This window comes from Actinoplanes hulinensis, from assembly GCF_019429605.1.
GTDB lineage: Bacteria > Actinomycetota > Actinomycetes > Mycobacteriales > Micromonosporaceae > Actinoplanes > Actinoplanes campanulatus.
In genome coordinates, this window is the sequence record NZ_JAHXZI010000028.1 from 87,598 (window position 1) to 110,990 (window position 23,393).

The 23,393-nt window shown below is 72.4% G+C and carries 25 protein-coding genes; 19 read left to right on the plus strand and 6 right to left on the minus strand.

All coding sequences use genetic code 11. The annotated features are described in order from the left end of the window. Positions 1–6 precede the first annotated feature (6 nt). Positions 7–1,041: a hypothetical protein gene (locus tag KZ829_RS37940; protein WP_220148659.1), complete on the minus strand. Its 1,035-nt coding sequence runs from the start codon at positions 1,039–1,041 to the stop codon at positions 7–9. 160 nt (positions 1,042–1,201) lie between these two features. On the opposite strand from KZ829_RS37940, the gene KZ829_RS37945 reads away from it, so the two are divergent. After that, on the plus strand, positions 1,202–2,206 hold the full coding sequence (locus tag KZ829_RS37945; protein ID WP_220148660.1) for an extracellular catalytic domain type 1 short-chain-length polyhydroxyalkanoate depolymerase: 1,005 nt from the start codon (positions 1,202–1,204) through the stop codon (positions 2,204–2,206). Positions 2,207–2,352: 146 nt separating this feature from the next. Here the strand turns inward: KZ829_RS37945 and KZ829_RS37950 are convergent, their stop codons facing one another. Then, positions 2,353–3,774 carry a pyridoxal phosphate-dependent decarboxylase family protein gene (locus KZ829_RS37950; protein WP_372453999.1) on the minus strand — a complete coding sequence of 474 codons (1,422 nt, stop codon included), beginning with the start codon at positions 3,772–3,774 and terminating at the stop codon, positions 2,353–2,355. 450 nt (positions 3,775–4,224) lie between these two features. Next, positions 4,225–4,740 (minus strand): type I-F CRISPR-associated protein Csy2, encoded by a 516-nt coding sequence (locus tag KZ829_RS37955; RefSeq protein ID WP_220148661.1) that lies wholly within the window; start codon positions 4,738–4,740, stop codon positions 4,225–4,227. A 148-nt stretch (positions 4,741–4,888) separates the two neighbouring features. Here KZ829_RS37955 and KZ829_RS37960 point away from each other — a divergent pair, with 148 nt between their 5' ends. From KZ829_RS37960 to KZ829_RS37970, 3 genes are all read left to right on the plus strand, one after another. Next, positions 4,889–5,368: a ricin-type beta-trefoil lectin domain protein gene (locus KZ829_RS37960; RefSeq protein ID WP_220148662.1), complete on the plus strand. Its 480-nt coding sequence runs from the start codon at positions 4,889–4,891 to the stop codon at positions 5,366–5,368. 51 nt (positions 5,369–5,419) lie between these two features. Next, a complete protein-coding gene (locus KZ829_RS37965) occupies positions 5,420–5,842 on the plus strand; it encodes an HIT family protein (protein ID WP_220148663.1) in 423 nt (140 codons plus the stop codon). 89 nt (positions 5,843–5,931) lie between these two features. Beyond that, entirely contained in the window at positions 5,932–8,163 is a 2,232-nt protein-coding gene (locus tag KZ829_RS37970) for a HelD family protein (RefSeq protein ID WP_504739928.1), read from the plus strand. Here KZ829_RS37970 and KZ829_RS37975 read toward each other — a convergent pair. Beyond that, positions 8,114–8,707, minus strand: coding sequence for a DNA-3-methyladenine glycosylase (locus tag KZ829_RS37975; protein WP_220148688.1), 594 nt, complete (start codon positions 8,705–8,707; stop codon positions 8,114–8,116). The two genes, KZ829_RS37970 and KZ829_RS37975, sit on opposite strands and share 50 nt — an antisense overlap. A gap of 231 nt (positions 8,708–8,938) precedes the next feature. Between KZ829_RS37975 and KZ829_RS37980 the strand changes: the two genes are divergently transcribed. From KZ829_RS37980 to ptsP, 14 genes are all read left to right on the plus strand, one after another. After that, positions 8,939–9,787: a hypothetical protein gene (locus KZ829_RS37980; RefSeq protein WP_220148664.1), complete on the plus strand. Its 849-nt coding sequence runs from the start codon at positions 8,939–8,941 to the stop codon at positions 9,785–9,787. A gap of 128 nt (positions 9,788–9,915) precedes the next feature. Next, positions 9,916–10,668, plus strand: a complete 753-nt coding sequence (locus tag KZ829_RS37985) for a CAP domain-containing protein (RefSeq protein WP_220148665.1) — start codon at positions 9,916–9,918, stop codon at positions 10,666–10,668. 51 nt (positions 10,669–10,719) lie between these two features. Further along, complete coding sequence (locus KZ829_RS37990) at positions 10,720–11,223, plus strand: type II toxin-antitoxin system PemK/MazF family toxin (protein ID WP_220148666.1); 504 nt, start codon at positions 10,720–10,722, stop codon at positions 11,221–11,223. Between the two features lie 43 nt (positions 11,224–11,266). Beyond that, a complete protein-coding gene (locus KZ829_RS37995) occupies positions 11,267–11,848 on the plus strand; it encodes a hypothetical protein (protein WP_220148667.1) in 582 nt (193 codons plus the stop codon). A 17-nt stretch (positions 11,849–11,865) separates the two neighbouring features. After that, positions 11,866–12,519, plus strand: a complete 654-nt coding sequence (locus KZ829_RS38000; protein ID WP_220148668.1) for an adenylate kinase family protein — start codon at positions 11,866–11,868, stop codon at positions 12,517–12,519. A gap of 52 nt (positions 12,520–12,571) precedes the next feature. Continuing rightward, on the plus strand, positions 12,572–13,282 hold the full coding sequence (locus tag KZ829_RS38005) for an NUDIX domain-containing protein (protein ID WP_220148669.1): 711 nt from the start codon (positions 12,572–12,574) through the stop codon (positions 13,280–13,282). A 186-nt stretch (positions 13,283–13,468) separates the two neighbouring features. Continuing rightward, positions 13,469–14,230 carry a DeoR/GlpR family DNA-binding transcription regulator gene (locus KZ829_RS38010; protein WP_220148670.1) on the plus strand — a complete coding sequence of 254 codons (762 nt, stop codon included), beginning with the start codon at positions 13,469–13,471 and terminating at the stop codon, positions 14,228–14,230. Positions 14,231–14,249: 19 nt separating this feature from the next. Further along, on the plus strand, positions 14,250–15,185 hold the full coding sequence (locus KZ829_RS38015; protein ID WP_220148671.1) for a 1-phosphofructokinase family hexose kinase: 936 nt from the start codon (positions 14,250–14,252) through the stop codon (positions 15,183–15,185). A 116-nt stretch (positions 15,186–15,301) separates the two neighbouring features. After that, entirely contained in the window at positions 15,302–16,405 is a 1,104-nt protein-coding gene (mtlA, locus tag KZ829_RS38020; RefSeq protein WP_220148672.1) for a mannitol-specific PTS transporter subunit IIC, read from the plus strand. A 16-nt stretch (positions 16,406–16,421) separates the two neighbouring features. Next, on the plus strand, positions 16,422–16,730 hold the full coding sequence (locus KZ829_RS38025; RefSeq protein WP_220148673.1) for a PTS sugar transporter subunit IIBC family protein: 309 nt from the start codon (positions 16,422–16,424) through the stop codon (positions 16,728–16,730). Then, positions 16,723–17,169, plus strand: a complete 447-nt coding sequence (locus tag KZ829_RS38030; protein WP_220148674.1) for a PTS mannitol transporter subunit IIA — start codon at positions 16,723–16,725, stop codon at positions 17,167–17,169. The genes KZ829_RS38025 and KZ829_RS38030 overlap by 8 nt, the downstream gene beginning before the upstream one ends. Beyond that, positions 17,166–18,236: a zinc-dependent dehydrogenase gene (locus KZ829_RS38035; RefSeq protein ID WP_220148675.1), complete on the plus strand. Its 1,071-nt coding sequence runs from the start codon at positions 17,166–17,168 to the stop codon at positions 18,234–18,236. Before KZ829_RS38030 ends, KZ829_RS38035 begins: the two co-directional genes overlap by 4 nt. Further along, positions 18,218–18,493 (plus strand): HPr family phosphocarrier protein, encoded by a 276-nt coding sequence (locus tag KZ829_RS38040; RefSeq protein ID WP_220148676.1) that lies wholly within the window; start codon positions 18,218–18,220, stop codon positions 18,491–18,493. Before KZ829_RS38035 ends, KZ829_RS38040 begins: the two co-directional genes overlap by 19 nt. Next, positions 18,486–20,132 (plus strand): phosphoenolpyruvate--protein phosphotransferase, encoded by a 1,647-nt coding sequence (gene ptsP, locus KZ829_RS38045; RefSeq protein ID WP_220148677.1) that lies wholly within the window; start codon positions 18,486–18,488, stop codon positions 20,130–20,132. Before KZ829_RS38040 ends, ptsP begins: the two co-directional genes overlap by 8 nt. Before the next feature lie 31 nt (positions 20,133–20,163). Here the strand turns inward: ptsP and KZ829_RS38050 are convergent, their stop codons facing one another. Both KZ829_RS38050 and KZ829_RS38055 read right to left on the minus strand, forming a co-directional pair. Further along, on the minus strand, positions 20,164–20,784 hold the full coding sequence (locus KZ829_RS38050; RefSeq protein WP_220148678.1) for a hypothetical protein: 621 nt from the start codon (positions 20,782–20,784) through the stop codon (positions 20,164–20,166). Between the two features lie 49 nt (positions 20,785–20,833). Then, complete coding sequence (locus KZ829_RS38055; protein WP_220148679.1) at positions 20,834–21,616, minus strand: polyphosphate kinase 2 family protein; 783 nt, start codon at positions 21,614–21,616, stop codon at positions 20,834–20,836. 46 nt (positions 21,617–21,662) lie between these two features. Between KZ829_RS38055 and tyrS the strand changes: the two genes are divergently transcribed. Beyond that, positions 21,663–22,919 (plus strand): tyrosine--tRNA ligase, encoded by a 1,257-nt coding sequence (gene tyrS / locus KZ829_RS38060; protein WP_220148680.1) that lies wholly within the window; start codon positions 21,663–21,665, stop codon positions 22,917–22,919. The last annotated feature ends 474 nt before the right edge of the window (positions 22,920–23,393 follow it).

The following is a 23,393-nucleotide window of genomic DNA, read 5'->3' on the forward strand; positions in this document are numbered from 1 at the left end:
CGGGACTCAGTCCTCCAGTGAGGCCCAGTCCAGGCCCAGCCTGCGTAGCCGGCGCAGGGCCTCGCGGTGGCGGACGCCGACGTAGACCTCCAGCCAGTCGGCGTCGTCCTCGCCGACCAGCGCCACCATGTCCGGCCCCGCGTACAGCCGGGACCGGGCGCACGGCCAGCGCATCGGCCGCAGCGGCACCCGGCGCAGCGGGGCCACGATCCGCCGGGCCTGCGCCCGGTCGACGAACGCCATGCCACCGCCCCGGTCCATCGCCGCACGGGTCAAACTCGACATCATGAGGTACGCGGAAAGCCGCTCCCGCTCGCGCAGCGGCTGATCGCTCAGCCCGTGGTAGTAGACCGGCGGATCCTCCAGGCCGGGTTCGATCAGCAGATCGAAGGTGCCGTCCGAGGCGGTGCCGAACACCAGCGTCCGGTCCGGCCCGGCGGCCGGCGGCCCCGGCAGGACACGCAGCGCGCCGCCGGACACCTCCGGCCGCCCGGCGGCCGCCTCGTGGAACGCGCGCAACGGCCCGGGCAGCCCGTCGGCCGGCTCCGGTGCGGCGGGCGGGACGTCCGAGTACCAGTCGGCGACGAACCCCCGCAGCGCACCGACCGGATCGCCGGGCAGCAGGTCCAGCCAGTCGGTCCCGGCCGGTGGGCCGTCCGGGCGGGCCAGATCCAGCAGGTGCTGCGGCAGCGGGGTGTAGAGCCGCAGACCGGCCCGCTGGAGCACACCCCGGCGGCGGGCCAGTTCGGTCACCCGCGCGGTGCCCAGCGCCAGACAGCCGTCGGGCAGGCGGGCGAACACGTGGACCGGCAGGGCGTCGCCGCCGGTCAGCCGCCCCTCGACCAGCCGCGCGAACGGCCCGGTGACGGTCAGGTCCTCGGCGGTGCGCACGCCACCGGTGATCACCACGGTCCCCGCGGGACCGATGGCGAACAGGTCGCCCGCCTCGCCGTGCACCTTCGCCCGCGGCCCGGCCGTGGCGAGCGCCCCGGCCTCGGCGACGACGGACCAAAGGCGGATCCGCTTCCCCTCATCGCTCATCGAAGGCTCTGCACCGTCTCCGCCGTGGGGGCAACGAATCTCCGCCTGGACACGGTGGACCCCCCGGGACTGGACCCGGGATCGGTCCTCCACGGGTGGGTGCGTGCGGGTGGCCTCCCCCTCGGCGGCCACCCGCGGACCTCGACCGTACCCGGCGTTCGTGAGCACTCCACGGATCCTGGCCGGGTTCGTACCGCACCTTTACCGGATCCAGACCTTCGCGGCCGAGGATGCGGGCATGTCCGAACCGTGGCGGCTGTCGGCCGCGCTGCTGCTGTTGCTTCCGGTCGCCGCCTGCAGCCGGGCGGCCCGTCCGGAGCTGCCCGACGGCAGTCACGCGCACACCATCACGGTCGATGGGCGGGAGCGGGCCTACCGGACATATCGTCCGGTCGCCCTTCCCCCCGGGCCGGTGCCGTTGGTGCTGGTCCTGCACGGCGGGGCGGGCAGCGGAGCGCAGGCCGAGAGGTCGTATGGGTGGGATGCCCGCGCCGACCGTGACGGTTTCGTGGTCGTCTACCCCGACGGGGTGAACCGCAGCTGGAATGCCGGACCGGGCTGCTGCGGCCCCGCCACCCGCGACGGCGTCGATGACGTCGCCTTCCTCGAAGCGGTCGTCGCGGAGACCGGCCGGCGTGTGCCGATCGACCCGGCCCGGGTGCGTGCGGCCGGCATGTCGAACGGGGCGATGATGGCCTACCGCCTGGCCTGCGACTCGACCGTGGTCACCGCGATCGCCCCGGTCGCCGGGATCGTGATCGGCGACTGCCCGTCCCCGGCCCCCGTCTCGGTGATCCACATACATGGCACGGAGGATCACAGCGTGCCGTGGTCCGGCGGCCCCGGAAAGCGCGACAACGACGGCACCGGCCGCGTCCCGATCCGGATCGACGGCCCACCGGTGCCCGATCTGGTCGCCGGCTGGCGCGACCGGGCGGGCTGCCCACCACCGGCCGAGCGCATCACGGGCGCGGTGACCACGACCACCGCGGACTGCCCCGGCGGCCGGGTGATCGAGCTGGTCAGCGTCGCCGGAGCCGGTCACCAGTGGCCGGGCGCGACCCGCCCCGGCGCGGCCGCCGAACGCCTCCTCGAACTCGACCCGCCCTCCGGCGCCCTGGACGCCACCGCCACGATCGCCGACTTCTTCACCGCCCTGACCTGACCGCCGTCCCCGTCATCTCGCCCCTGCTCACCTCGGCCCCGTCATCACGCTTCCGGTCGCCTTGCCGCCGTCGCTTCCCCTCCGGCGTGGGGTCGCCCGGCGTCGCTGACGTTTTCGTGCGTTTCAATGGCGGTCGTGCGGGTGGCTCAGCCGGTGGCGGCTACGGCGCGGCGGAAGGCGGTGAGGGTCCGCTCGATGTCGTCGGCGCTGGTGCGCCAGTTGCACACGGACAGGCGGATGGCGCGGCGCCCGCCCGCCATGGTGCCGCTCAGCCACGCCTCGCCGCTGTCGACCACGTGCCGCAGCACCCGGTCGGTGGTGTCGTCGTCGCCGAAGCGGAAGAGGACCTGGTTGATCACGACCTTGCCGAGCACCTCGCAACCCGGGACGTCCGCCAGCCCGGCCGCGAAGGTCCGGGCGTGCCCGCAGCAGCGCTCCACCAGGTCGGCGACGCCACGCCGGCCCAGCGACCGCAGCGCCGCGTAGACCGGGAAGGCGCGGGCCCGCCGGGAGAACCCGGGCGTCCAGTCGATCTGGTCGCGTGGCCCGTCCGGACCGCTCTGCACCAGGTAATCGGCCGTGGTGCTGACCGCGGCCCGGTGCGGCTCCGGGTGGGCGCAGAAGGCGATCCCGCTGTCGTAGGGAACGTTCAGCCACTTGTGCGCGTCGGTCGCCCACGAGTCGGCCCGTTCCGCCCCGGCCGCGAGGTGCCGCAACCGGGGGCTGGCCAGCACCCACAGCCCGAACGCCCCGTCCACGTGCAGCCACGCCCCGGCGGCCGAGGTCGCGTCGGCGATCGCGGACAGGTCGTCGAAGGCGCCGGTGTTCACCTCGCCGGCCTGCGCGCAGACGATCGCCGGCCCACCGGTGTGCAGTGCGTTCCGCAGCGCCGCCACGTCCATCCGGCCCGCGGCGTCGGCGGGCACCACGGTCAGCGACGCCGTACCGAATCCGAGCAGCCGCAGCGCCCGGTCGATCGTGGTGTGCCGCCGCGCGCTCACCACGATCCGCACGGCGGGCGCCCCGGCCAGCCCGCGTTCCTCGACGTTCCAGCCGGCGCGGCGCAGCACGTGGTGCCGGGCGGCCGCCAGACAGGTCAGGTGCGCGCTCTGGCAGCCGGGCACGAAGGCGTACGAGCTGCCGGCCGGCAACCTGAACAACTCCCGCAGCCACTCACCGGCCACCTCCTCGGCCACCGACGCCGCCGGTGAGCAGGCGTAGAGCCCGGCGTTCTGATCCCAGACCGTGGTGAGCCAGTCGGCGGCCACCGCGGCCGGCAGCCCACCCCCGATGACGAACCCGAAGTACCGCCCACCGGCGCTGCCGATCAGCCCCGGATCGGCGGCCACGGCCAGTTCCTCCACCACCTTCAGCGGATCCACCGGGCCGTCCGGCAGTGGCCCGCCCAGCCGCTCGCGCAACTCCTCAAGCCCGGCCGTCTCGCCGACCGGCCGCACGTCCAGCGATTCCAGCCAGTCCGCTGCGATCCGCGCGGCCCTGGCGAGCACGTCGTCGTCCACCACCTCACGGTAGGCGTTCCAGCGGCACGGCAGGCGCCCCACCGGCACGGCAGGCACCCCACCACCTGCGATCTTGAACGTCTCACCACCCGCAGGAGCCTTCTTCTCGGGTGTTTGCGGTTCTACGTCAAGCGCCCGGTCGGGCGAATCGCCGATTGGGGGCCGCCGTCCGCCGCGCTAGGTGGAAATGGGGCTTTCGCCGGAGTTAGGCGACCGTTTCGCCCGCTTTGCATGCCGAGGTTAGGCGATCTTGGACGATTTGCCACCCGAGACGGTGGCAAATCGCTCAAGGTCGCTCCGGGTGACGCATCCGCTGGCGAGGGATTGCGGATTCCGCCGTGGGCAGCCATGAAGAAGACTCGCAGAGGTGACAAAACGCCCAAGATCGTGGGGAGGTGGGGGGCGGAGGTGGGGCGTTCAAGATCGTGGGAGGTGGGGAGCGATCGCGGGGAGGTGGGGAGCGGTGGTGAGGCGTTCAAGATCGCGGGGGAGGGGGTTTCAGGGCTCCTCGTGGGCGGTGGCGCGGGCCGCGCACAGGAACGTCCCGCCGACCGCGAACGCCCCCAGCACCGCCAGCGAGATCTGTGTCTCGTGGTCGAGTTGCCGCTCGTACACCGACCGGCTCACCTCGATCACCTGATCGTTCTCCTCCAGCACGTACTTCCCGTCCCGCTGCCCGGGCGTGCCGTCCAGGGCCACGAACGCCCCCACCAGCGCCACCCAGAATCCGAAGAACGTGACCGCGGCGGCGAGGGCCGCCCAGACCGGTACGTGCGGCGGCACCCACGACGCCAGACTCCAGAAGCGTCGCGGCTGGCGGGTCTGGAAGCCGCGCCGGTTCGCCAGGATCCCGGCCGCGAACGCCGGCACCGTCAGGATCGCCGCGAACCCGACCGCGATCGGGATGATCACCGGACGGGTGCCGAACGCGAGGGCGCCGATGAGCCCGGCCGACCACAGCACGCCGGCACCGCACATCAGACTCAGCAGCAACAGGCCGCGACGCGAGATCATCACCGCTGACGCTAGTGTCCGCCCGCGCGGCCCGGGGCCGTTTCCGGTCAGCCGCCCGCGATCGGGGCCGGGGTGATGGTCCCCCGCGAGGGGCTTCCGGCCGGGCGAATCGCCGATCTGGCCGAACCTTTTGTCATAGTATGGAAGGATGTTCGTCCGCCGTGTGTTCGCCCCGCTCGTGATGGCTGCCCTGCTACTGGCCGCGCCGGCCACCCCGGTCGCCGCCGCTCCCGGCCCGCCGCCGCTGCACCAGGGTCTGCTCGTCTCGGCTCAGAGCCCGAACCTGTGCCTGACCGGCGGCGGGGTCGGCAAGATCCTGGCCACCGGGGTCTGTGACCGGGCGAACCGGTTCCAGAACCTGTTCCTGACCAGCACCGGCATCCTCCGGGTGGGCCTGGACTGCATCCAGCCGGACAGCACCGCCGAGGGCGCCAAGATCCGGGTCGCGGCCTGCAACTCGCAGAACGGCCGCCAGATCTGGTGGTTCACCGCGGCTCTCCAGTCCGGAGACCGTAAGGGCCGCTGCGTCACCCAGAACGCCGTGAGCGCGGACGGCGAGCACGGCACCGTCCGGTTGAAGGCCTGTACCGGCAAACCGAACCAGAGGTGGCGCTCCCAGGCCCTGTGATGAGACCCCGCGGGGCACCGTGATCTATCGAGGATCGTTTATGGTTCCGGGGTGGCGGAGGACTGGTGCGGCTGGTGCGGTGAGCGGCGGGAGGAGACCGAGTTCGGTCTGCGGGTCTGGTCGGGCCGGGTCTCCGACACCTATTTCGCCCGGCAGGCCTATGTCCGCGGCCACGCGGTCGTGGTCTGGCGTGGCCGGCACGTGGCCGAGCCGATCGATCTGAGCCCGGTGGAGTCGGACCTCTACCACCGTGAGGTGCTGACCGTCGCCCGGACGATCCGTGACTGTTTCCGCCCGGCGACGCTCAACTACCTGACCCTGGGGCGGCCCGGCGAGCATCTGCACACCCATGTGATCGCCCGCTACCCGGACGACGCGGGCGCCGACGGCCCGCTGCCGGTGTCGCCTCCGCCGCTGCTGGACACGTCGCACTGGCGCGCGGACGCGGCGGCGCTGAAGGCGCTGCTGAACTGAGGCGAGAGGGAGTACTCTGATGCTTCTCTGCGCGGAATTGTCACACGAAGCAGAGAGTTCCAGTATCAGAATAGGGCCTGGAGGCACGGGTGTCAAGTCTGTCAAGCGTTTCCGCCACGGAATTCGCCGAGGAGCAACGCCACGTCACGATGATCTACACCCGGCTCGACGAGATGCGGGACCGGGAACGCACCCGCCTCGCCGAGACGTGGCGCCGGACCGGCGGCACCCCGGAGGCGCGCGCCCAGCGGGACAGCGCCGCCCGCGGTCACGCCGAGCGCCTGGCCCGGTACGACGCGGTCGAGTCCGGGCTGTGCTTCGGCCGCCTCGACCCGCACGACGGCACGCCGTTGCGGATCGGGCGGATCGGCATCCACGACACCGAGGATCCGCTGCTCGTCGACTGGCGGGCCCCGGCCGCCCGTCCGTTCTACGTGGCCACCGCCGTCACCCCGTACGGCGTCGCCCGTCGCCGCCACATCCGCACGCGTGGCCGTACCGTCGTGGGCCTGGACGACGAGGTCCTCGATCCGGACGTCGCGGCAGCGGCCGCGAGTGGCACCCTGGTCGGCGAGGCCGCCCTGATGGCGGCGCTGGACGCGCACCGGACCGGCCGGATGCGCGACATCGTCGAGACCATCCAGGCCGAACAGGACCGGGTGATCCGGTCGGCGGCCGGTGGCGTGCTGGTGGTGCAGGGCGGACCGGGCACCGGCAAGACCGCGGTGGCGCTGCACCGGGCGGCGTTCCTGCTCTACACCCACCGGGAGCAGTTCAGCGCCCGGGGTGTTCTGATCGTCGGCCCGAATCCGACGTTCCTGCGCTACATCTCGCAGGTGCTGCCGTCGCTCGCGGAGACCGGGGTGGTGCTGGCCACGCCCGGCGATCTGTTCCCGGGGGTGGCCGCGCGACGGGCCGAGCCGGCGGCGGTGGCCGAGGTGAAGGGCCGCGCCGCGATGGTGGAGTTCCTGGCCGAGGCGGTCCGGGACCGGCAGCGGGTGCCGGCGGCGCCGATCGAGATCGTGGTGGACCGGCACGTGCTGCGGCTGGACGCCGCCTCCTGCGAGCCGGCCCGGCGGCGGGCGCGGGCCTCCGGGCGGCTGCACAACCTGGCCCGGCCGATCTTCACCGACGGGATCCTCGACGTGCTGGCCGCGCAGATCGCCGAGCGGATCGGTGACGACCCGTTCTGGGACGACCCGCTGGGCGAGGACGACGCGCCCGGCGAACGGAACCTGCTGAACGCCGCGGACCTGGCCGACATCCGCGACGACCTGGCCGCCGACCCGGGCGTACGGGCGGTGCTCGACGAGTTGTGGCCGGTCCTCACCCCGCAGCGGTTCCTCGGCGACCTGTACGCCACCACGGACCACCCGGATCTGCGCCGGGCGCCGGGCGGCGGCTGGACCCCGGCCGACGTGCCGCTGCTCGACGAGGCCGCCGAACTGCTCGGTGCGGACGACAGCGCGGCCCGGGCGGCCGCCGCCCGGGTGCTGCGGACCCGGCTCGACTACGCGCAGGGGGTCCTGGACATCACGGCCGGCTCCAAGTCGTACGAGGCGGAAGCCGACGACGAGGCCGAGATCCCGAACATCGCCGACGTGATGGAGGCCGACATGCTCGCCGAGCGCCTGGCCGACCGGCAGTGGCGTTCGGCGGCCGAGCGGGCGGTGGCGGACCGGTCGTGGGCGTACGGTCACGTGATCGTCGACGAGGCGCAGGAGGTCAGCCCGATGGCGTGGCGGATGCTGATGCGCCGTTGCCCGAGCCGGTCCATGACGGTGGTCGGCGACCTGGCCCAGACCGGCGCGGGGGCCGGCGCCGAGTCGTGGTCGGAGGTGCTGTCCCCGTACGTGGCGGACCGCTGGCGGCTGGCCGAGCTGACCGTCAGCTACCGCACCCCGGCCGAGATCATGGCGTACGCCGGCCGGATGATCCCCCAGGTCGAGCTGCCGCGCCCGGTCCGCTCGTCCGGTGTGGAGCCCCGTGAGCTGACCGGCGACCTGTCCGGCCTGGCCGCGATCGTGGCCGCGGAGGCCGGCGGCGGCAGTCTCGCCGTGATCGCCGGAGCCGGAGGGTTCGCCGAGGTCGCGGCGGTGCTCCCGGACCTGGGCCAGGACGTGGAGGAGCCGGCCGTCCTGCTGACCGTGACGCAGGCCAAGGGCCTGGAGTTCGACCATGTGGTGCTGGTCGACCCGGAGGAGATCCGGGCCGGGTCGCGGCGCGGCGTCAACGACCTCTACGTGGCCCTGACCCGCGCCACCCAGCGGCTCACGATCTACCGGACCGGGCCCGCGGAGTGTGCCGGCGGTACCCGCTGACGGTCGGATCGCCGGTGATCCAGAAGCGCCACGGCACGTCGTGCGCGGAGGTCACCCCGACCCGCGGCCCGGCCGAGATCGGCCCCACCGGCGCGTCCGGTGGGGCCAGCACGGCCGGGCCCGCGCCGAACAGCGGCGTGTCGTCGGCCGCCCGGGTCAGCGCCAGCACCTGCATCAGCTTGGCCGGGCCGGCGGCCAGGTCGGTGTCGCGCCGGGCGGCCGGGCGCCGGGCTCGCGCCATCTCGATCCCGTCGACCACCTCGCCGGCCCGCAGCAGCACGGCCGCCGCCTGCCCGGCCTCGCCGCAGACCACGTTGGCGCAGAAGTGCATGCCGTAGATCTGGTAGACGTACAGCCGTCCGGCCGGGCCGAACATCACCGCGTTCCGGCCGGTCCGGCCGCGATGGGCGTGGCTGGCCGGGTCCTCGCCGAGCCCGCTGTAGGCCTCCACCTCGGTGAGCCGCGCGGTCACCCCGTTCGCGGTGATCCGCCAGCCGAGCAGCCGCCGCGCGGCCTCGTCGACGGCGGACGCCGGAAGATCCATCCAGTCGGTGCTCACGGCAGCGCCTCACCAGTGGCTTTCGATCTCGATTCGGGGGTACGGGCGACGCGCGCCGTCACCGGATCGGTGGGTCCGGCACCGGCCGGGTCGACCGAGGTCAAGACTATCGGGGGCCTCCTGGTGGTCGCCCGGAGGAGATTCGGGCCGCGGCGGTGCGCATTCCGGTTTCCATCGATATAGTTCGTCGTCCTGGGAGCGGGCGGGGAGCGAACGATGCAACATGCAGGGGAAACACCGGACTCGGCGGTGGCGGGGGAGAGCTCGGGGCTGGGCGCGCGACTGGCCGCGGCCGGCGTCGGGCGGGCCGACGCGATCCCGGCCGGTCCGGAGGCGCCCTTCGACGGCGGGCCGGGCGGCACGCGTACCGATGATGGGGTGGACAAGGGCAGAACGGCCTGGTGGCGCGGCGGTTGGGTGATCCCGTCGGCGGTCGCGGTGGTTCTGGTGGGCTGCCTGGGCGCGGCGGTTCTGCGGTTCGTGGATTTCTCCGGCCCGGCGCGGTCCGCGCAGCCGGCGCCGCGGGCCACCCCGCCGGCGAGTGCCCCGGCGCCGGCCGCGACCGGGCCGCTGGCGAGTGACCAGCCGGTGCGTGCCGACGACGACCTGGACCAGGTCTGCGGCGGCACCTTCTTCCCGGCGGCGCCGAAGCACCGGGGCGACAGCCCGCACCCGACGATGATCAGCGTGCGGGAGTCGCTGACCGCGGAGAACCGGTTCACCCGGACGCTGAACCGCATCGCCTACAGCGGATCCGCCGCGCTGCGCCGGGCGTGGGCGCCGGAGCCGCAGCGGGCGCAGTTGGTGGCCTGCCTCGATCTGACCGGCCCGGGGAAGCCGATCCGCGCCTGCAAGTCGGGTGACGAGAAGCTGTCGCTGGTGGAGGGGAAGTACCGGCTGACCGTCTACGAGGTGGCCACCCGCCGCAAGGTGGCCGAGGCGGCGCTGACCGGTGGTGACCGGGCCTGCCCCTTCGTGATCCTGACCAGCGCCGGGCCGACGCTCTACAGCGCGGTCAAGGACCAGCAACTGTACGACGTGCTGCGCACGCGGGTGGAGGGCTGAGGCCGGGCGTGTCTTAGGAGTCGGTGAGCCGATCCTTAAGGAATCCTTTCCCGGGCCGCTCGGGGCGGGTGCCCGCCGCATAGTGAGGGGGCGTCCGTCCCGTCCCCGCTCACCGAGGTGAATTCACCGTGCCCCTCTCCGCCGCCGCCCGATTCCGGTACACCCTGGCAGCGGGATCGACAGCGGTGGTGATCGGAGCCGGCTTCCTGGTGGCGGGACTGGCGCACGGTGGCACCGGTCCGGCCCCCGCCCCCCGGTCGTTGAACACCCCACTCGCCGCCGCCGGATCCCCCGATCCCTCGGCCGCCTCCTCGGCGAGCGCCGTTCCCGGCACTTCTGCCATCCCGTCCGCCTCCGCTTCCCGGAAAGCGAGTCCCAAGGTGACGGTCAAGAAGACGAGCAGCAGGACGAGTGACCCGACGGCGAGCACGGCGAAGAGGACCAGCGCGCCCGCGACCTCCGGGACGGTGGCCGAGCAGGTGCTCGCCCACATCAACGAGGCCCGGGCCGCCGAGGGGCTCGAGCCGCTCACCCTGACCACGAAACTCTCCAGGGCCGCGGCCCTGCACACCCAGCTGATGATCGACGGCTGCGGGCTGTCGCACCAGTGCTCCGGCGAGGCCGGGCTGGGCGAGCGGTTCAGCGCGCAGGGCGTCTCCTGGGGCACGGCCGGGGAGAACATCGGCTACGGATCCAGTGGCAGCAGCGACGCGGCGATGGTCCGGGCGGCCAACGGGCTCACCGACGCCATGCTGGCCGAGGTGCCGCCGAACGACGGGCACCGCAAGAACCTGCTCAACAAGTCCTTCACCCGTATCGGGCTGAGCATCGTGCGCGACGCCGAAGGCGTCACCTGGATGACCCAGGACTTCGTAGGATAGTGAGGATCATGGCCCTGTCCGGCCGAGGTCCTTCGGCCGTAAGGTGTCGCGGTGCTCGAATTGCTCAGAACCTGGCTCCGGCAGATCGCGGGCGCGCCGGAACGGCAGCCGGTGGAGACCGCTCCGCCCGTCGAGACCCCGGCGCCCCGCCCCCCGAGGCCCGCGCGTCCCGTCCCGGCTCCCCAACAGGGACGCCACCTCGCCTATTCGCCCGATCTGGACGGTGACGCCGACCCGGGCGAGATCGTCTGGACCTGGGTTCCCTACGAGGACGACCCGAGCCAGGGCAAGGACCGTCCCGTCCTGGTGGTGGGGCGCGACGCGCGTACCCTGCTCGGTCTGATGCTCTCCAGCCAGAGCGACCGTGACGGTCAGCGGCACTGGATGGCTCTCGGGCCCGGCGACTGGGACCGCACCGCCCGTCCGAGCTGGATCCGGCTGGACCGGGTCCTGGAGGTCGAGGAGGACGGGATCCGCCGGGAGGGCGCGATCCTGGACCGGCCCCGCTTCGACCGGGTCGCCGCCATCCTGCGCCGCAACTACGGGTGGCCCTGACGCCGGAGTTGCCGCCTCCGGCGCTGAAGCTAGCGTTACTGCCATGGATCTCGATGTCATGGCCGGGTTCGGGGGCAAACAGGCGTGGCTGGCGGTGGCCGGCGGCGACCCGGAAGCGGTCCTGGCCGCTCTCGGGCTCCGCGACCTCGGCCCCGTGCCCTGGCGGTCCGGACTGGACCTGGCCCACCTCACCGACGACCGGGTGGCGGTCACCCCGCCGCTGCCCGGCGCGCGGGACACCCGCTGGGTGCTCGCCGTCGGCCGCCGGCTGATGGGCTCCGACCCGGACGTGGTCGCCCTCTCCGCCGAGCTGGGCACCGAGGTGCAGTTCTTCGCCACCCACCGGGTCACCGAGTCGCACCGCTGGCGGCGGGCGGTGAAGGGTGACCTGCTGCGCGCCTTCGGATATGTGGGGCATACCGGTGAGGTGACGTCGTGGTTCGGCGTGCCGGATCCGGCGGAGCGCGACGCCGGCCTGCCGGGGGAGCTGGACCCGGAAGCGTCCGTGCTGGTCGCCGAACGGGATGTCTTCCGGGTGGCCGGCGCCTGGAGCATCGATCCGACCACGTTGTCCGGGCGCGCGCCCGGCCCGCTGCGCGCCGGCGCGGCGGACCACACCGGCTGATCATTGAGAGAGGGCACATGCGCAAGTACGTGATCATGGGCGTTCAGGGCAGCGGCAAGGGCACCCAGGCCAAGATGCTGCGCGAGGACCTCGACCTGGCGCACATCAGCGTCGGCGACATCTTCCGCTGGCACGTGCGTCAGCACACCAAGATCGGCGCCCAGGTCAAGCGGGCCATGGCGGCCGGCGAGCTGGTCGGCGACGACCTGGTCGAGGAGGTGGTGCGCCGCCGGCTGGGCATCCACGACTGGAACTACGGCTTCATCATCGACGGGTTCCCGCGCAACGGGCGGCAGGCCGAGTTCTTCATGGAGAGCTACGACATCGACGCGGTGATCCACCTCGAACTGCCGGACGACGAGGTGCGCCGCCGGGTGCTCAGCCGCCGTCTGTGCCCGAACTGCGGCATGGACTACAACCTGATCGCCGACCGTCCCGAGGTGGAGGGTCGCTGCGACATCTGCGGCCACGGGCTGATCACCCGGGCGGACGACACGCCGGAGGCCCTGGAGGCCCGGCTGACCGACTACCACGAGAAGACCCGCCCGGTGCTGGAGCTGTTCCGGCGCAAGGAGGTCGTGCACGACGTGGACGGCCGCCCGCCGGTCGACGAGGTGCAGAGCGCCATCCGCAAGACCCTCGGACTGTCGGGGTATCGCGCGGACGACTGATCCCTCTAACAGGGCAATCCGATCAAGTCGGGCAGCGGCCTACCGTGGGCCGGTGGAACTCGGACCGTCGTTCTCCGCGCCCGTGATGGCGGCCGGCGCGGTCCTGTGGCGTGGCACGGGAGAGGCGCGGCAGGTCGCCGTGATACGCGCGGCGGCCGGTGAGTGGTGTTTTCCGAAAGGGCGGATCCGGCCCGGGGAACACATGACCGCGGCCGCCGTGCGGGCGGTTTCCGAATCCACCGGTCATGCGGTCCGGCTCGGGCCGTGGCTCGGTTCCACCAGCTATTCGCGGGAAGGCTGGCCGGAACGTGCCGACTATTTCGCGGCCGAGGCGGACTCCGGCGCCCCCGACCGTGACGACCTGCTGTGGCTCGCCCCGTGCCGGGCCGCCGACGCGCTGAGCCGCCCCGATGACGTACGGATCCTGTACGGACTCGAACGCCGGGCCGCATCCGGGGCCGGCTGTTTCCTGCTGGTCCGTGACGGGTCCTATTCGACCCGGTCGATTCTCTCCGCCTATGGGATCGCCGAGGAGCGGGGCGCGGACCGGGAATGGGGTCTGCGGATCGCCGGGGAATCGTTCGAGACGGGCCGCCCGGCCGCGATCCGCGCCGAACTCGAGATCGTGCAGGAACTGTTCGGGGAACTGTGCCGGCGGCGGCTCGGGCCGGTCCCGGTGGAGGCGACCGTCCCGGACGGCGGTCTGCTCGTGCTGCACGGCACGCGGGACCGCATCGTCGTGGTGGAGCGGCACCTCGCCTGATCCGCCAACCCCACACAAACGGGCATCCAGCGGCGGACAATTTTTCGGTATTGAGTGGATTCATTGGGAAATCGGGTCGAGGTCATCGTCCTGAAAGGGGACCGAAATCTCTTCGGCATATTGCGCTCGGGCAGAACCGGGCGTAAACAAATACAAAGCCAAAACGAGCCAGGCGGGTGAGCAGGGATGTACGCGGAGGAGCGCCAGCAGGAGATAGTGCGACGGGCCCGCGCCGAGGGCCGGGTCGACGTCGTCGCGCTGGCCGAGGCCTTCGGGGTGACCGCGGAGACGATCCGCCGCGACCTGACGGTGCTGGAGCGGTCCGGTGTGCTGCGCCGGGTCCACGGCGGCGCCATCCCGGTGGAGCGGCTCGGCTTCGAGCCGGCCCTGGCCACTCGGGACGCCGTGCTGATCAGCGAGAAGGAGCGGATCGCCAAGGCGGCGCTCGCCGAGGTGCCGGAGGACGGGGCGATCATCCTGGACGCCGGGACCACCACGGCACGCCTCTCCCAGCTGCTGCCCGCCGACCGTGAGCTCACCGTGGTGGTGAACTCGCCGGTGCTGGCCGCCACCCTCGGTCTCAAGCCGAACCTGACCGTGCTGCTGCTCGGCGGCCGGGTGCGCGGCCGGACACTGGCCACCGTGGACGACTGGGCGCTGCGCCCACTCGCCGACATGTATGTCGACGTCGCCTTCATGGGCACGAACGGATGCACCGTGGAGCGCGGCATGACCACTCCCGACCCGGCCGAGGCGGCGGTCAAGCGGGCGATGATCGCCGCGGCCCGCCGGGTGGTGCTGCTCGCCGATCACACCAAGATCGGCAACGACTACCTGGCCAAGTTCGGCGCCCTGACCGATCTCGACCTGCTGATCACCGACCACGGCCTGGACCACGACCTGGCCGGGGAGGTCGAGGCTGCGGGAGTCCGGATGGTGAAGGTGTGAGCGACCGGAGGGAGAAGACGTGATCCTCACGGTCACCCTCAACCCCAGCGTCGACCGGGCTCTCGAGGTCGACGTGCTGACCCGCGGCGAGGTGCTGCGGGCCGGCGGCTCGCACATCGACCCGGGCGGCAAGGGCGTCAACGTCTCCCGGGCGCTGCTCGCCAACGGTGTGCGATCCACCGCCGTCGTGCCGGCCGGCGGCGCCGAGGGCGAGCAACTGGTCGACCTGCTCAAGGCCGAGGGGGTCGACATGCTGGCCGTGCCGATCGCCGGCCGGACCCGTTCCAACATCACCCTGGCCGAGCCGGACGGCACGGTCACCAAAATCAACGAAGCCGGCCCGGTCCTCTCCGACGACGAGTTCGCCGAGGTCAGCGACGCGGTGCTGACCGCCGCGCCGGCGGCCGACTGGGTGGTCATCTGCGGCAGCCTGCCGCCCGGCCCCAGCCTCGCCGCGTTCGGCGACCTCTGCGCCCGGCTGGTCGGCTCGGGCGCCCGGCTCGCGGTGGACAGCAGCGGACCGGCGCTGCTGGCCGGTGTCGCGGCCGGCGCGGCCCTGGTCAAACCGAACCGGGAGGAGCTGGCCGAGGCGGTCGGCCGGATGCCCGCGACCCTCGGCGACGTGGTCGAGGGATGCCGCCGGCTGCGGGCCGCCGGCGCCGGCGCGGTCCTGGCCAGTCTCGGCGCCGACGGCGCGGTGCTGGTCGACGGGGACGGCGTGCTGGCCGGCGCCTCCCCGGTCAGCGTCCCGCGCAGCACGGTCGGCGCCGGCGACGCGCTGCTCGCCGGATTCCTCTCGACCGGTGTGTGCGACGCCGCCGCGCTGGTGGAGGGTCTGGCGTGGGGCGCGGCCGCGGTCAGCCTCCCGGGCAGCCGGATGCCCGGCCCCACCGATCTCGACCGTACGAGCGTGCGCGTGACCCCCCACCCCGATCCGGCCCGCCGGCTCACCTGACCGGCGCCCCGGCAAGCTCCCGCCCCGGTACGAAACCCACCGATCCACCCCGCGACAGCCGGAGGCGGCCACACACACCCTCGCTATCTCTCCGTCACCGAAATGGAGATCCCCTCATGGCCTCTTCGTACACCCCCGAGGTCGCCGGAGCCGGCTTCAGAGCCCGGGTCCAGAGACTCGGCGGACACCTCGCCGGCATGGTCATGCCGAACATCGGAGCGCTCATCGCCTGGGGTCTGATCACGGCCCTGTTCATCCCGGTCGGCTGGGTGCCGAACGAGAATCTGGCCGAACTCGTCGATCCGATGATCAAGTACCTGCTGCCCATCCTGATCGGTTACACCGGCGGCCGGATGGTGCACGGCCGGCGTGGCGCGGTCGTCGGCGCGGTCGCCACCGCCGGTGTGGTGGTCGGCGCGGACGTCCCGATGTTCCTCGGCGCGATGATCATGGGTCCGCTCGCCGCGTACGCCATGAAGCTCTTCGACGGCCTGATCGAGGGCCGGATCCGGCCCGGCTTCGAGATGCTGGTGGACAACTTCTCGGCCGGCATCGTCGGCGGCGCCTTCGCGATCCTCGGCAAGGTCGGTGTCGGCCCGGTCGTCGACGGGCTCAGCCGGGCGGCCGGCGACGCGGTCGACTTCCTGCTCGACCACAGCCTCATGCCGCTGGTCTCGGTGCTCGTCGAACCGGCCAAGGTGCTGTTCCTGAACAACGCCGTCAACCACGGCGTGCTCAGCCCGCTCGGCGTGCAGCAGGTGGCGGAGCAGGGCCGGTCGATCCTGTTCATGATCGAGTCGAACCCCGGCCCCGGTCTCGGCCTGCTCGCGGCGTACCTCTTCTTCGGCCCGAGGTCGCTGCGCCCCAGCACCCCGGCCGCGATGATCATCCACTTCTTCGGCGGCATCCACGAGATCTACTTCCCGTACGTCCTGATGAAGCCCCGACTGATCCTCGCGATGATCGTTGGCGGCATGGCCGGTGTCGCCACCTTCATGGTCACCGGCGCCGGCACGGTCGCCTCGCCCGCTCCGGGCAGCATCTTCGCCTTCTTCGCGGTGACCGCCAAGGGCAGCCACGCCGGGATGATCCTCGGCGTCACGATCGCGGCCGCGGTGACCTTCGGTGTCGCGTCGCTGCTGCTCGGGTTCGGCAGGCTCAAGTCCGACCAGGAGCCGGAGGAGGAGCCCGCCCCGGAGACCAGCAAGGAAAACGTCTGAGTCCAGGAGGACCGCGATGGCAACCATCAACGGCAAGGACATCCACAAGCTCGTCGTCGCCTGCGACGCGGGCATGGGCAGCAGCGTGATGCTGGCCGGCACACTGCGCAAACAACTCGGCAAGACGGGTGTCACCGTGGAGCACACCCCGGTGAACTCGATCCCGGCCGACGCCGACGTGGTGGTCTGCCACAGCGGCCTCGCCGCCCGCGCCCGCTCGGCGGCCCCGGGCAAGCCGATCGTGCCGTTCCAGATCTTCCTGGGCGACCCGGCCGTGACCCGCGTGGTCAAGGCCATCCAGCAGGGCACCGATCTGAATGTCTGAGCTGCTGGACCCCCGGGCCGTCCGGCTCGCCGAGAGCGCCGCCGGCCGCGACGACGCGATCCGTCGTTGCGGCGCGGTCCTCGTGGAGATCGGCGCCGTCCACCCGGGCTACGTCGACACGATGCTCGACCGGGAGAGGTCGATCTCCACGTACGTCGGCGAGGGGGTCGCCATCCCGCACGGCACCCTCGCCGGCAAGGACCTGGTCGAGCGCGACGCCCTCGCGGTGCTGCGCTTCCCGGACGGCGTCGATTGGGGCGGCGAGCCGGTCACCGTGTGCGTGGCCATCGCCGCCCGGGGCGACGGGCACGTCGAGCTGCTCACCTCCCTCGCCGAGATCCTGCTCGACGAGGACCGGGCCCGCGAACTGCGCGAGGCCACCGATCCCGGCGCCGTGATCCGGCTGCTCGGGTCGATCCAGGAGGAGACGAAGCGATGAAGGTCGTCCGATTCCACGCTCCCGGCGACGTCCGCTTCGAGGACGCGCCCGAGCCCGGGGCCGGTCCCGGTGAGGTGAAGATCCGGGTCCGGAACTGCTCCACCTGCGGCACCGACGTGAAGATCTCCAAGTTCGGCCACCACCACATCCACCCGCCCCGGGTGATGGGCCACGAGATCGCCGGCGAGATCGTCGAGGTCGGCGACGGCGTCGACGGCTGGTCGGAAGGCGACCGCGTCCAGGTGATCGCCGCCATCCCGTGCGGAGAGTGCGCCGAGTGCCGGCGCGGCCGGATGACGATCTGCCCCGACCAGGTCTCGATGGGTTACCACTTCGAGGGCGGCTTCGCCCAGTACATGGTGGTCCCCCGGGAGGTCCTCAGGGTCGGCGGCCTCAACCGCGTCCCGGAGGGCGTCTCGTTCGCCGAGGCCTCCGTCGCCGAGCCGCTGGCCTGCGCCCTCAACGCCCAGAACCTGGCCCGCGTCGGCGCCGGCGACGACGTGGTGGTGATCGGCTCCGGCCCGATCGGCTGCCTGCACGTCCGGCTGGCCCGCGCCCGCGGCGCCGCCCGGGTGTTCCTGGTCGAACTCAGCCGGCGGCGCCTGGACACGGCCGCCGAACTGGTCAAGCCGGACGCCGCGATCCGCGCCGGGGAGACCGGCCCGGTCGAGGAGATCCTGAGGCTGACCGGCGGCCGCGGCGCCGACGTCATCATCACGGCGGCCGCCTCCGGCCGGGCGCAGGAGCAGGCCATCCGGATGGCCGCCCGGCAGGGCCGGATCAGCTTCTTCGGCGGCCTGCCCAAGGACCAGCCGACCATCACCTGCGACTCCAACCTGGTCCACTACCGGGAGCTGACGATCGTCGGCGCCAACGGGTCGAGCCCGGCGCACAACGCCGAGGCACTCGACCTGGTCGCCTCCGGCGCGGTGCCGGTCGCCGACCTGATCACCCATCGCCTGCCGCTGGAGAGCGCCATCGACGCCTTCGGGATCGTCGCCCGCGGCGAGGCCATCAAGGTCACCATCGAGCCCTGGAGGGGGACGCCATGCCCACGCGCACGGTGACGATCGGGTCCGCGAGCGGCCTGCACGCCCGGCCTGCCAAGATCTTCGTGGAGGCCGCCGCGAAGGCGCCGGTCAAGGTCACCATCCGATCCGGTGACCGGAAGCCGGTGCCGGCCAGGAGCATGCTGTCGGTGCTCGCCCTCGGCGCGAAGAAGGGCACCGAGGTGACCCTCGAAGCCGAGGGCGACGGCGCCGACGAGACCCTGGACGACCTGGCCGCGCTGCTCGCGAAGGATCTGGACGCCGACCATGCCTGACACCGTCCTCACCGGGATCGGAGTGTGCCCCGGGACCGTCGCCGGCCCGCTGCTGCGGATCGCGGCGGCCCCGGCGCTGCCGGCCCCCACCACGGTCACCGACATCGAGGCGGAGGTCGCCCGTGCCGGGGCGGCGCTCACCGAGGTGGTCGCCGAACTCGGGCGGCGCGCCGACCGGGCCGCCGACGCCACGGTGGCCGAGGTGCTGCGATCCGAGGCGCTGATGGCCGGCGACGAGGAACTGCGCGACGGCGTACGAGAGCTCATCGAGACCGGCCACGACGCGCCGCACGCGATCGACGGCGCGTTCGCGACGTTCCGGGAAATCTTCGCCGCGGCCGGCGGCTATCTCGCCGAGCGCGTCGCCGACCTCGACGACCTGCGGGACCGCGCGGTCGCGGTGCTGCTCGGCCTGCCCATGCCGGGCGTGCCGTCGCCCGGCCACCGCTACGTCCTGGCGGCCCACGACCTGGCCCCCGCCGACACCGCCGACCTCGACCCGGACCAGGTGATCGCCCTGGTCACCGAGATCGGCGGCCCGACCAGCCACACCGCGATCCTGGCCCGGGCGCTGGGCCTGCCCGCGGTGGTCGCCTGCGCCGGGGTGCTCGCCGTCCCGGACGGCGCCCGGGTGCTGGTCGACGGCGCCACCGGGCGGGTGGCGACCGGCGTCGACGACGTGGAGGTCAAGGCCGCGATCGAGGCGTCGGCCCGGCTCACCGCGGCGGCCTCCGGTCTCACCGGGCCGGGCCGGACCTCCGACGGGTACGCCGTCAAGCTGCTCGCCAACGTGGGGTCCGCCCGGAACGTGCCGGCCGCCGACGAGGCGCACGCCGAGGGCATCGGGCTGTTCCGCACCGAGCTGCTCTTCCTCGACCGGGCCACCGAACCCGGGCACGGCGAGCAGGTCGCGGCCTACCGGGACGTGTTCCGCGCCATGGCCGGGCGGCGGGTCGTCATCCGTACCCTCGATGCCGGCGCCGACAAACCGCTGCCGTTCCTGAACCAGGAGGGTGAGCCCAATCCGGCCCTGGGGGTGCGCGGTCTGCGCGTGGCGCGGCAGCGCCCGGAGGTGCTCACCACCCAGCTCGCGGCGATCGCCGAAGCCCGCGCCGAGACCGGCGCCGACGTCTGGGTGATGGCCCCGATGGTCTCCACGGTGGCCGAGGCGAGCGCCTTCGCGGCCGCCGTGCACGAGGCCGGCCTGCCGAGGGCGGGCGTGATGATCGAGGTGCCGGCCGCCGCGCTGCGGGCCGCCGACCTGCTGCGGGTCGTCGACTTCCTGAGCATCGGTACGAACGACCTGAGCCAGTACACGTTCGCCGCGGACCGGATGTGCGGTCCCCTGGCCGATCTGCTGGATCCGTGGCAGCCGGCGCTGTTGCAGCTCATCGGCCTCTGCGGCGAGGCGGGCCGGGCGGCCGGCAGACCGGTCGGGGTGTGCGGCGAGGCGGCGGCCGATCCGCTGCTCGCGCCGGTGCTGGTCGGCCTCGGGGTGACCAGCCTGTCGATGTCGCCGCGGGCGCTCCCGGCGGTCCGGGCGGCGCTGTCCACGCATACCGCGGAGGACTGCCGGCGGCTGGCGGCGCTGGCGGTGGCCGCCCCGGGCCCGGCGGAGGCACGCGAGGCGGCCGGATGAGTAGAGCGGGCCTCCGTGGAGGCCCGCTGGATCAGAATCCCCGGTCGCCGAAGGGGAAGCCCTTGTGGAACGGGTTCCCTCCGCTGAAGGGGAAGCCCGCCGGGAACTTGGGCGGCGGCATGTGCTCGAGCAGGCGGATCATGTCGGTCAGCACCTGGGGTGCCGGGGTGTTCGTGTAGGTGACGACCTTCTTCTCCCGGCCGTTGCGGTAGCCGACCTCCAGTTCGTACCGGGCCTTCCCGGACTTGCTGGCCGGCACATAGGCCGGGCGCAGCGCCAGGAAGGACGGGCTGGAGGCGAGACGGTAGATCCGCCCGATGTGTCCGTTACCGGTGCCCTGGAGGGAGATCGAGAGCTGGCCGCGCCCGCCGCCGCTCCGGATCAGGCTCACCGAGGTGGCCCGGTACCCGGGCCGGGTGTCGGTCGCGGTCCACGTCGTCTGGTCCTGCACCGCCGGGTCCACCGCCGTCTGTGCTGTCATGGTGGGTGTCGTCATGGTCCGGGCCGCGACCGGTTCGGCTCCCACACCCGGTGCGTCCTCGCCCGCCGCCGCGCCGGCCGGCCCGGCGGTGCTCACCGTGATGCCGGCGAGACTCACGAGCAGGCCGGTCGCGCGGAGCAGGCGGGACTGAGCGTTCCTGCGTCTGGTCATGATCCCGACGATAACGGACATTCGCGGGCAATATTACCAAAACGCCGAATCATGCCTCCGGGTTCCCGGGGGCGTCCGCGGCCCCCAGGTCATAGCCGCGCTTCGCCAGCTTCGTCTCCAGCACCCGGCACACGTGCTCGACCACCGCGAACCGGGCGTACTGCTTGTCGTCACCCGGGATGACCTGCCAGCGCGCCCGCGGCCGGTCGGTACGGTCGATCATCTCCTCGACCGCCGCGGCGTACTCCGCCCGCTTCTCCCGGTTCCGCCAGTCCTCGTCGGTCAGCTTCCACGACCGCAGCGGATCGTCCCGCCGGCTCTCGAAACGGCGCAACTGCTCCTCGTCCGACACGTTCATCCAGAACTTCATCAGAATCATGCCCTCGGCGGCCAGCGTCCGCTCGAACTCCGCGATCTCGTCGTACGCCCGCCGCCACTGCTCACGCGTCGCGAACCCCTCGACCCGCTCCACCAGCACCCGCCCGTACCAGGACCGGTCCAGCACGGTCATCCCGCCACGGCCCGGCAGCACCTTCCAGAACCGCTGCATGTAGTGGTGCCGCTTCTCGTCGTACGTGGGGGCCGCGAACTGCGTCACCCGGACGTGTCTCGGGTCCAGCGGCGCCACCAGGCGCTTGATCGCCCCACCCTTACCGGACGCGTCCCACCCCTCGAACAGCACGCACAACGGCGGACCGATCTTCTTCGCCCCGATCTGCCCGCCCAGGATCAGCCGCAACCGCAGCAGCCGCTCCTGCGCCGCCGCCAGCCGGGCCTCGGCCTTCTTCTTCGAGATGTCGATCGGGGGATGTGCCCTACCAAGGTGACCCATCCACCCAGCATCACCTGTCGACCGGCCGTGCGGGACAATCCGTACCGTGACTCTCGTAGACGACCTGTTGTGGCGCGGACTCATCCAGGACTCGACCGACCCCGACGAGCTGCGCAAGAAGCTCGACGGCGGATCGCTCACGTTCTATGTGGGATTCGACCCCACCGCCGCCTCGCTGCACGTCGGTCACCTCATGCAGGTCTGCACCGCCCGCCGCCTCCAGCTCGCCGGCCACCGGCCGCTGCTGCTCGTCGGCGGCGCCACCGGCCAGATCGGCGACCCCCGGGAGTCCAGCGAGCGCAGCCTCAACCCGCCCGAGGTGGTCGAGAGCTGGGTGCAGCGCATCCGCACCCAGCTGTCGCCGTTCGTCACCTACGACGGTCACAACGCCGCCACCCTGGTCAACAACCTGGACTGGACCGGCCCCACGTCGGTGATCGACTTCCTGCGCGACGTCGGCAAGCACTTCCCGGTCAACAAGATGCTGGCCCGCGACGTCGTGCGGAACCGCCTGGAGAGCGGCATCAGCTTCACCGAGTTCAGCTACCAGCTGCTCCAGTCCAACGACTTCTACCAGTTGCACGTCCAGCACGGCTGCCAGCTTCAGTTCGGCGGCTCCGACCAGTGGGGCAACATCACCGCCGGCGTCGACTTCGTCCGCCGTCGTGGCGCCGGCCCGGTGCAGGCCTTCGTCACCCCGCTGGTCCTCAAGGCCGACGGCACCAAGTTCGGCAAGACCGAGGGCGGCGCCGTCTGGCTCGACCCCACCATGACGTCGCCGTACTCCTTCTACCAGTTCTGGATCAACAGCGACGACCGTGACGTCAACCGGTACCTGCGCTACTTCAGCTTCAAGTCCCGCGAGGAGCTGGAGGAGCTGGAGAAGGCGACCGCGGAGCGGCCGCAGGCCCGGCTCGCGCAGCGAGCCCTCGCCGAGGAGCTCACCGCACTGGTGCACGGCGCCGAGGAGGCACGCCAGGCGGTCGCGGCCAGCCAGGCCCTCTTCGGCCGGGGCTCGTTGGACGAACTCTCCGCGGACACGTTGCGCGCCGCGCTGGCCGAGGCCGGTCTTCATCCGGTACGAGGTGAGCTCCCGCCCGTCGGCGTCCTTCTCAAGGAGGCCGGTCTGGTGGCCAGCGCCAACGAGGCCCGCCGGACCATCACCGAGGGCGGCGCCTACCTCAACAACGAGCGCATCGCCGACGGCGAGGCGGTGATCCCGGCGTCCGCCCTGCTGCACGGCCGGTTCCTGGTCCTGCGCCGGGGCAAGCGCACCTTCGCCGGCGTGGAACTGCTGCCCTGACCTGCGTATCCGCCAAGCCCCGGTCCTCGGTTCGAGGGCCGGGGCTCGAGCTTTCCAGGCTGTGACGGCCGTCGCGGGACCCCGATTTGGAGTTGCGAGGGGCGGCGAGTAATGTTGTCCGAGCCGCCAGGGAGACGGGCGAGCGAGCGGGACCCGATCAGGGGCCCGGCGCGGCCGTCCTGGAGGAACCCAAACTTCGATCAAACGATCTACTAGGTCGTGTGATTCGGTGTGTTTCCGTTTGTCGAATTCGGTTGCGAAACGCGGATTTGACACGGCGGAAACGGCGGGTAAAGTAGAGCGAGTGCCCCGGGGGGCCGAGACGCGAAAGCGGAGCGGTTCGAAGGTGTGCGGTTGTTCTTTGAGAACTCAACAGGGTGCTTGATAAGCCAGTGCCAATTATGGCAATACCCCGGCTCATCGTTTAGGCGATGGGTGGGAGATTCCTTTGGCAACATTTATGTTGCCGGGACG

What these genes read in the sequence shown, in the direction of transcription:
- KZ829_RS37940 (WP_220148659.1), bottom strand. Translation starts at nt 1,041, where the DNA reads ATGAGCGATGAGGGGAAGCGGATCCGCCTTTGGTCCGTCGTCGCCGAG.
- KZ829_RS37955 (WP_220148661.1), bottom strand. Translation starts at nt 4,740, where the DNA reads ATGATCTCGCGTCGCGGCCTGTTGCTGCTGAGTCTGATGTGCGGTGCC.
- KZ829_RS37960 (WP_220148662.1), top strand. Translation starts at nt 4,889, where the DNA reads ATGTTCGTCCGCCGTGTGTTCGCCCCGCTCGTGATGGCTGCCCTGCTA.
- KZ829_RS37975 (WP_220148688.1), bottom strand. Translation starts at nt 8,707, where the DNA reads ATGGATCTTCCGGCGTCCGCCGTCGACGAGGCCGCGCGGCGGCTGCTC.
- KZ829_RS37980 (WP_220148664.1), top strand. Translation starts at nt 8,939, where the DNA reads ATGCAACATGCAGGGGAAACACCGGACTCGGCGGTGGCGGGGGAGAGC.
- KZ829_RS37995 (WP_220148667.1), top strand. Translation starts at nt 11,267, where the DNA reads ATGGATCTCGATGTCATGGCCGGGTTCGGGGGCAAACAGGCGTGGCTG.
- KZ829_RS38000 (WP_220148668.1), top strand. Translation starts at nt 11,866, where the DNA reads ATGCGCAAGTACGTGATCATGGGCGTTCAGGGCAGCGGCAAGGGCACC.
- KZ829_RS38010 (WP_220148670.1), top strand. Translation starts at nt 13,469, where the DNA reads ATGTACGCGGAGGAGCGCCAGCAGGAGATAGTGCGACGGGCCCGCGCC.
- mtlA (WP_220148672.1), top strand. Translation starts at nt 15,302, where the DNA reads ATGGCCTCTTCGTACACCCCCGAGGTCGCCGGAGCCGGCTTCAGAGCC.
- KZ829_RS38025 (WP_220148673.1), top strand. Translation starts at nt 16,422, where the DNA reads ATGGCAACCATCAACGGCAAGGACATCCACAAGCTCGTCGTCGCCTGC.
- KZ829_RS38030 (WP_220148674.1), top strand. Translation starts at nt 16,723, where the DNA reads ATGTCTGAGCTGCTGGACCCCCGGGCCGTCCGGCTCGCCGAGAGCGCC.
- KZ829_RS38035 (WP_220148675.1), top strand. Translation starts at nt 17,166, where the DNA reads ATGAAGGTCGTCCGATTCCACGCTCCCGGCGACGTCCGCTTCGAGGAC.
- KZ829_RS38040 (WP_220148676.1), top strand. Translation starts at nt 18,218, where the DNA reads ATGCCCACGCGCACGGTGACGATCGGGTCCGCGAGCGGCCTGCACGCC.
- ptsP (WP_220148677.1), top strand. Translation starts at nt 18,486, where the DNA reads ATGCCTGACACCGTCCTCACCGGGATCGGAGTGTGCCCCGGGACCGTC.
- KZ829_RS38050 (WP_220148678.1), bottom strand. Translation starts at nt 20,784, where the DNA reads ATGACCAGACGCAGGAACGCTCAGTCCCGCCTGCTCCGCGCGACCGGC.
- KZ829_RS38055 (WP_220148679.1), bottom strand. Translation starts at nt 21,616, where the DNA reads ATGGGTCACCTTGGTAGGGCACATCCCCCGATCGACATCTCGAAGAAG.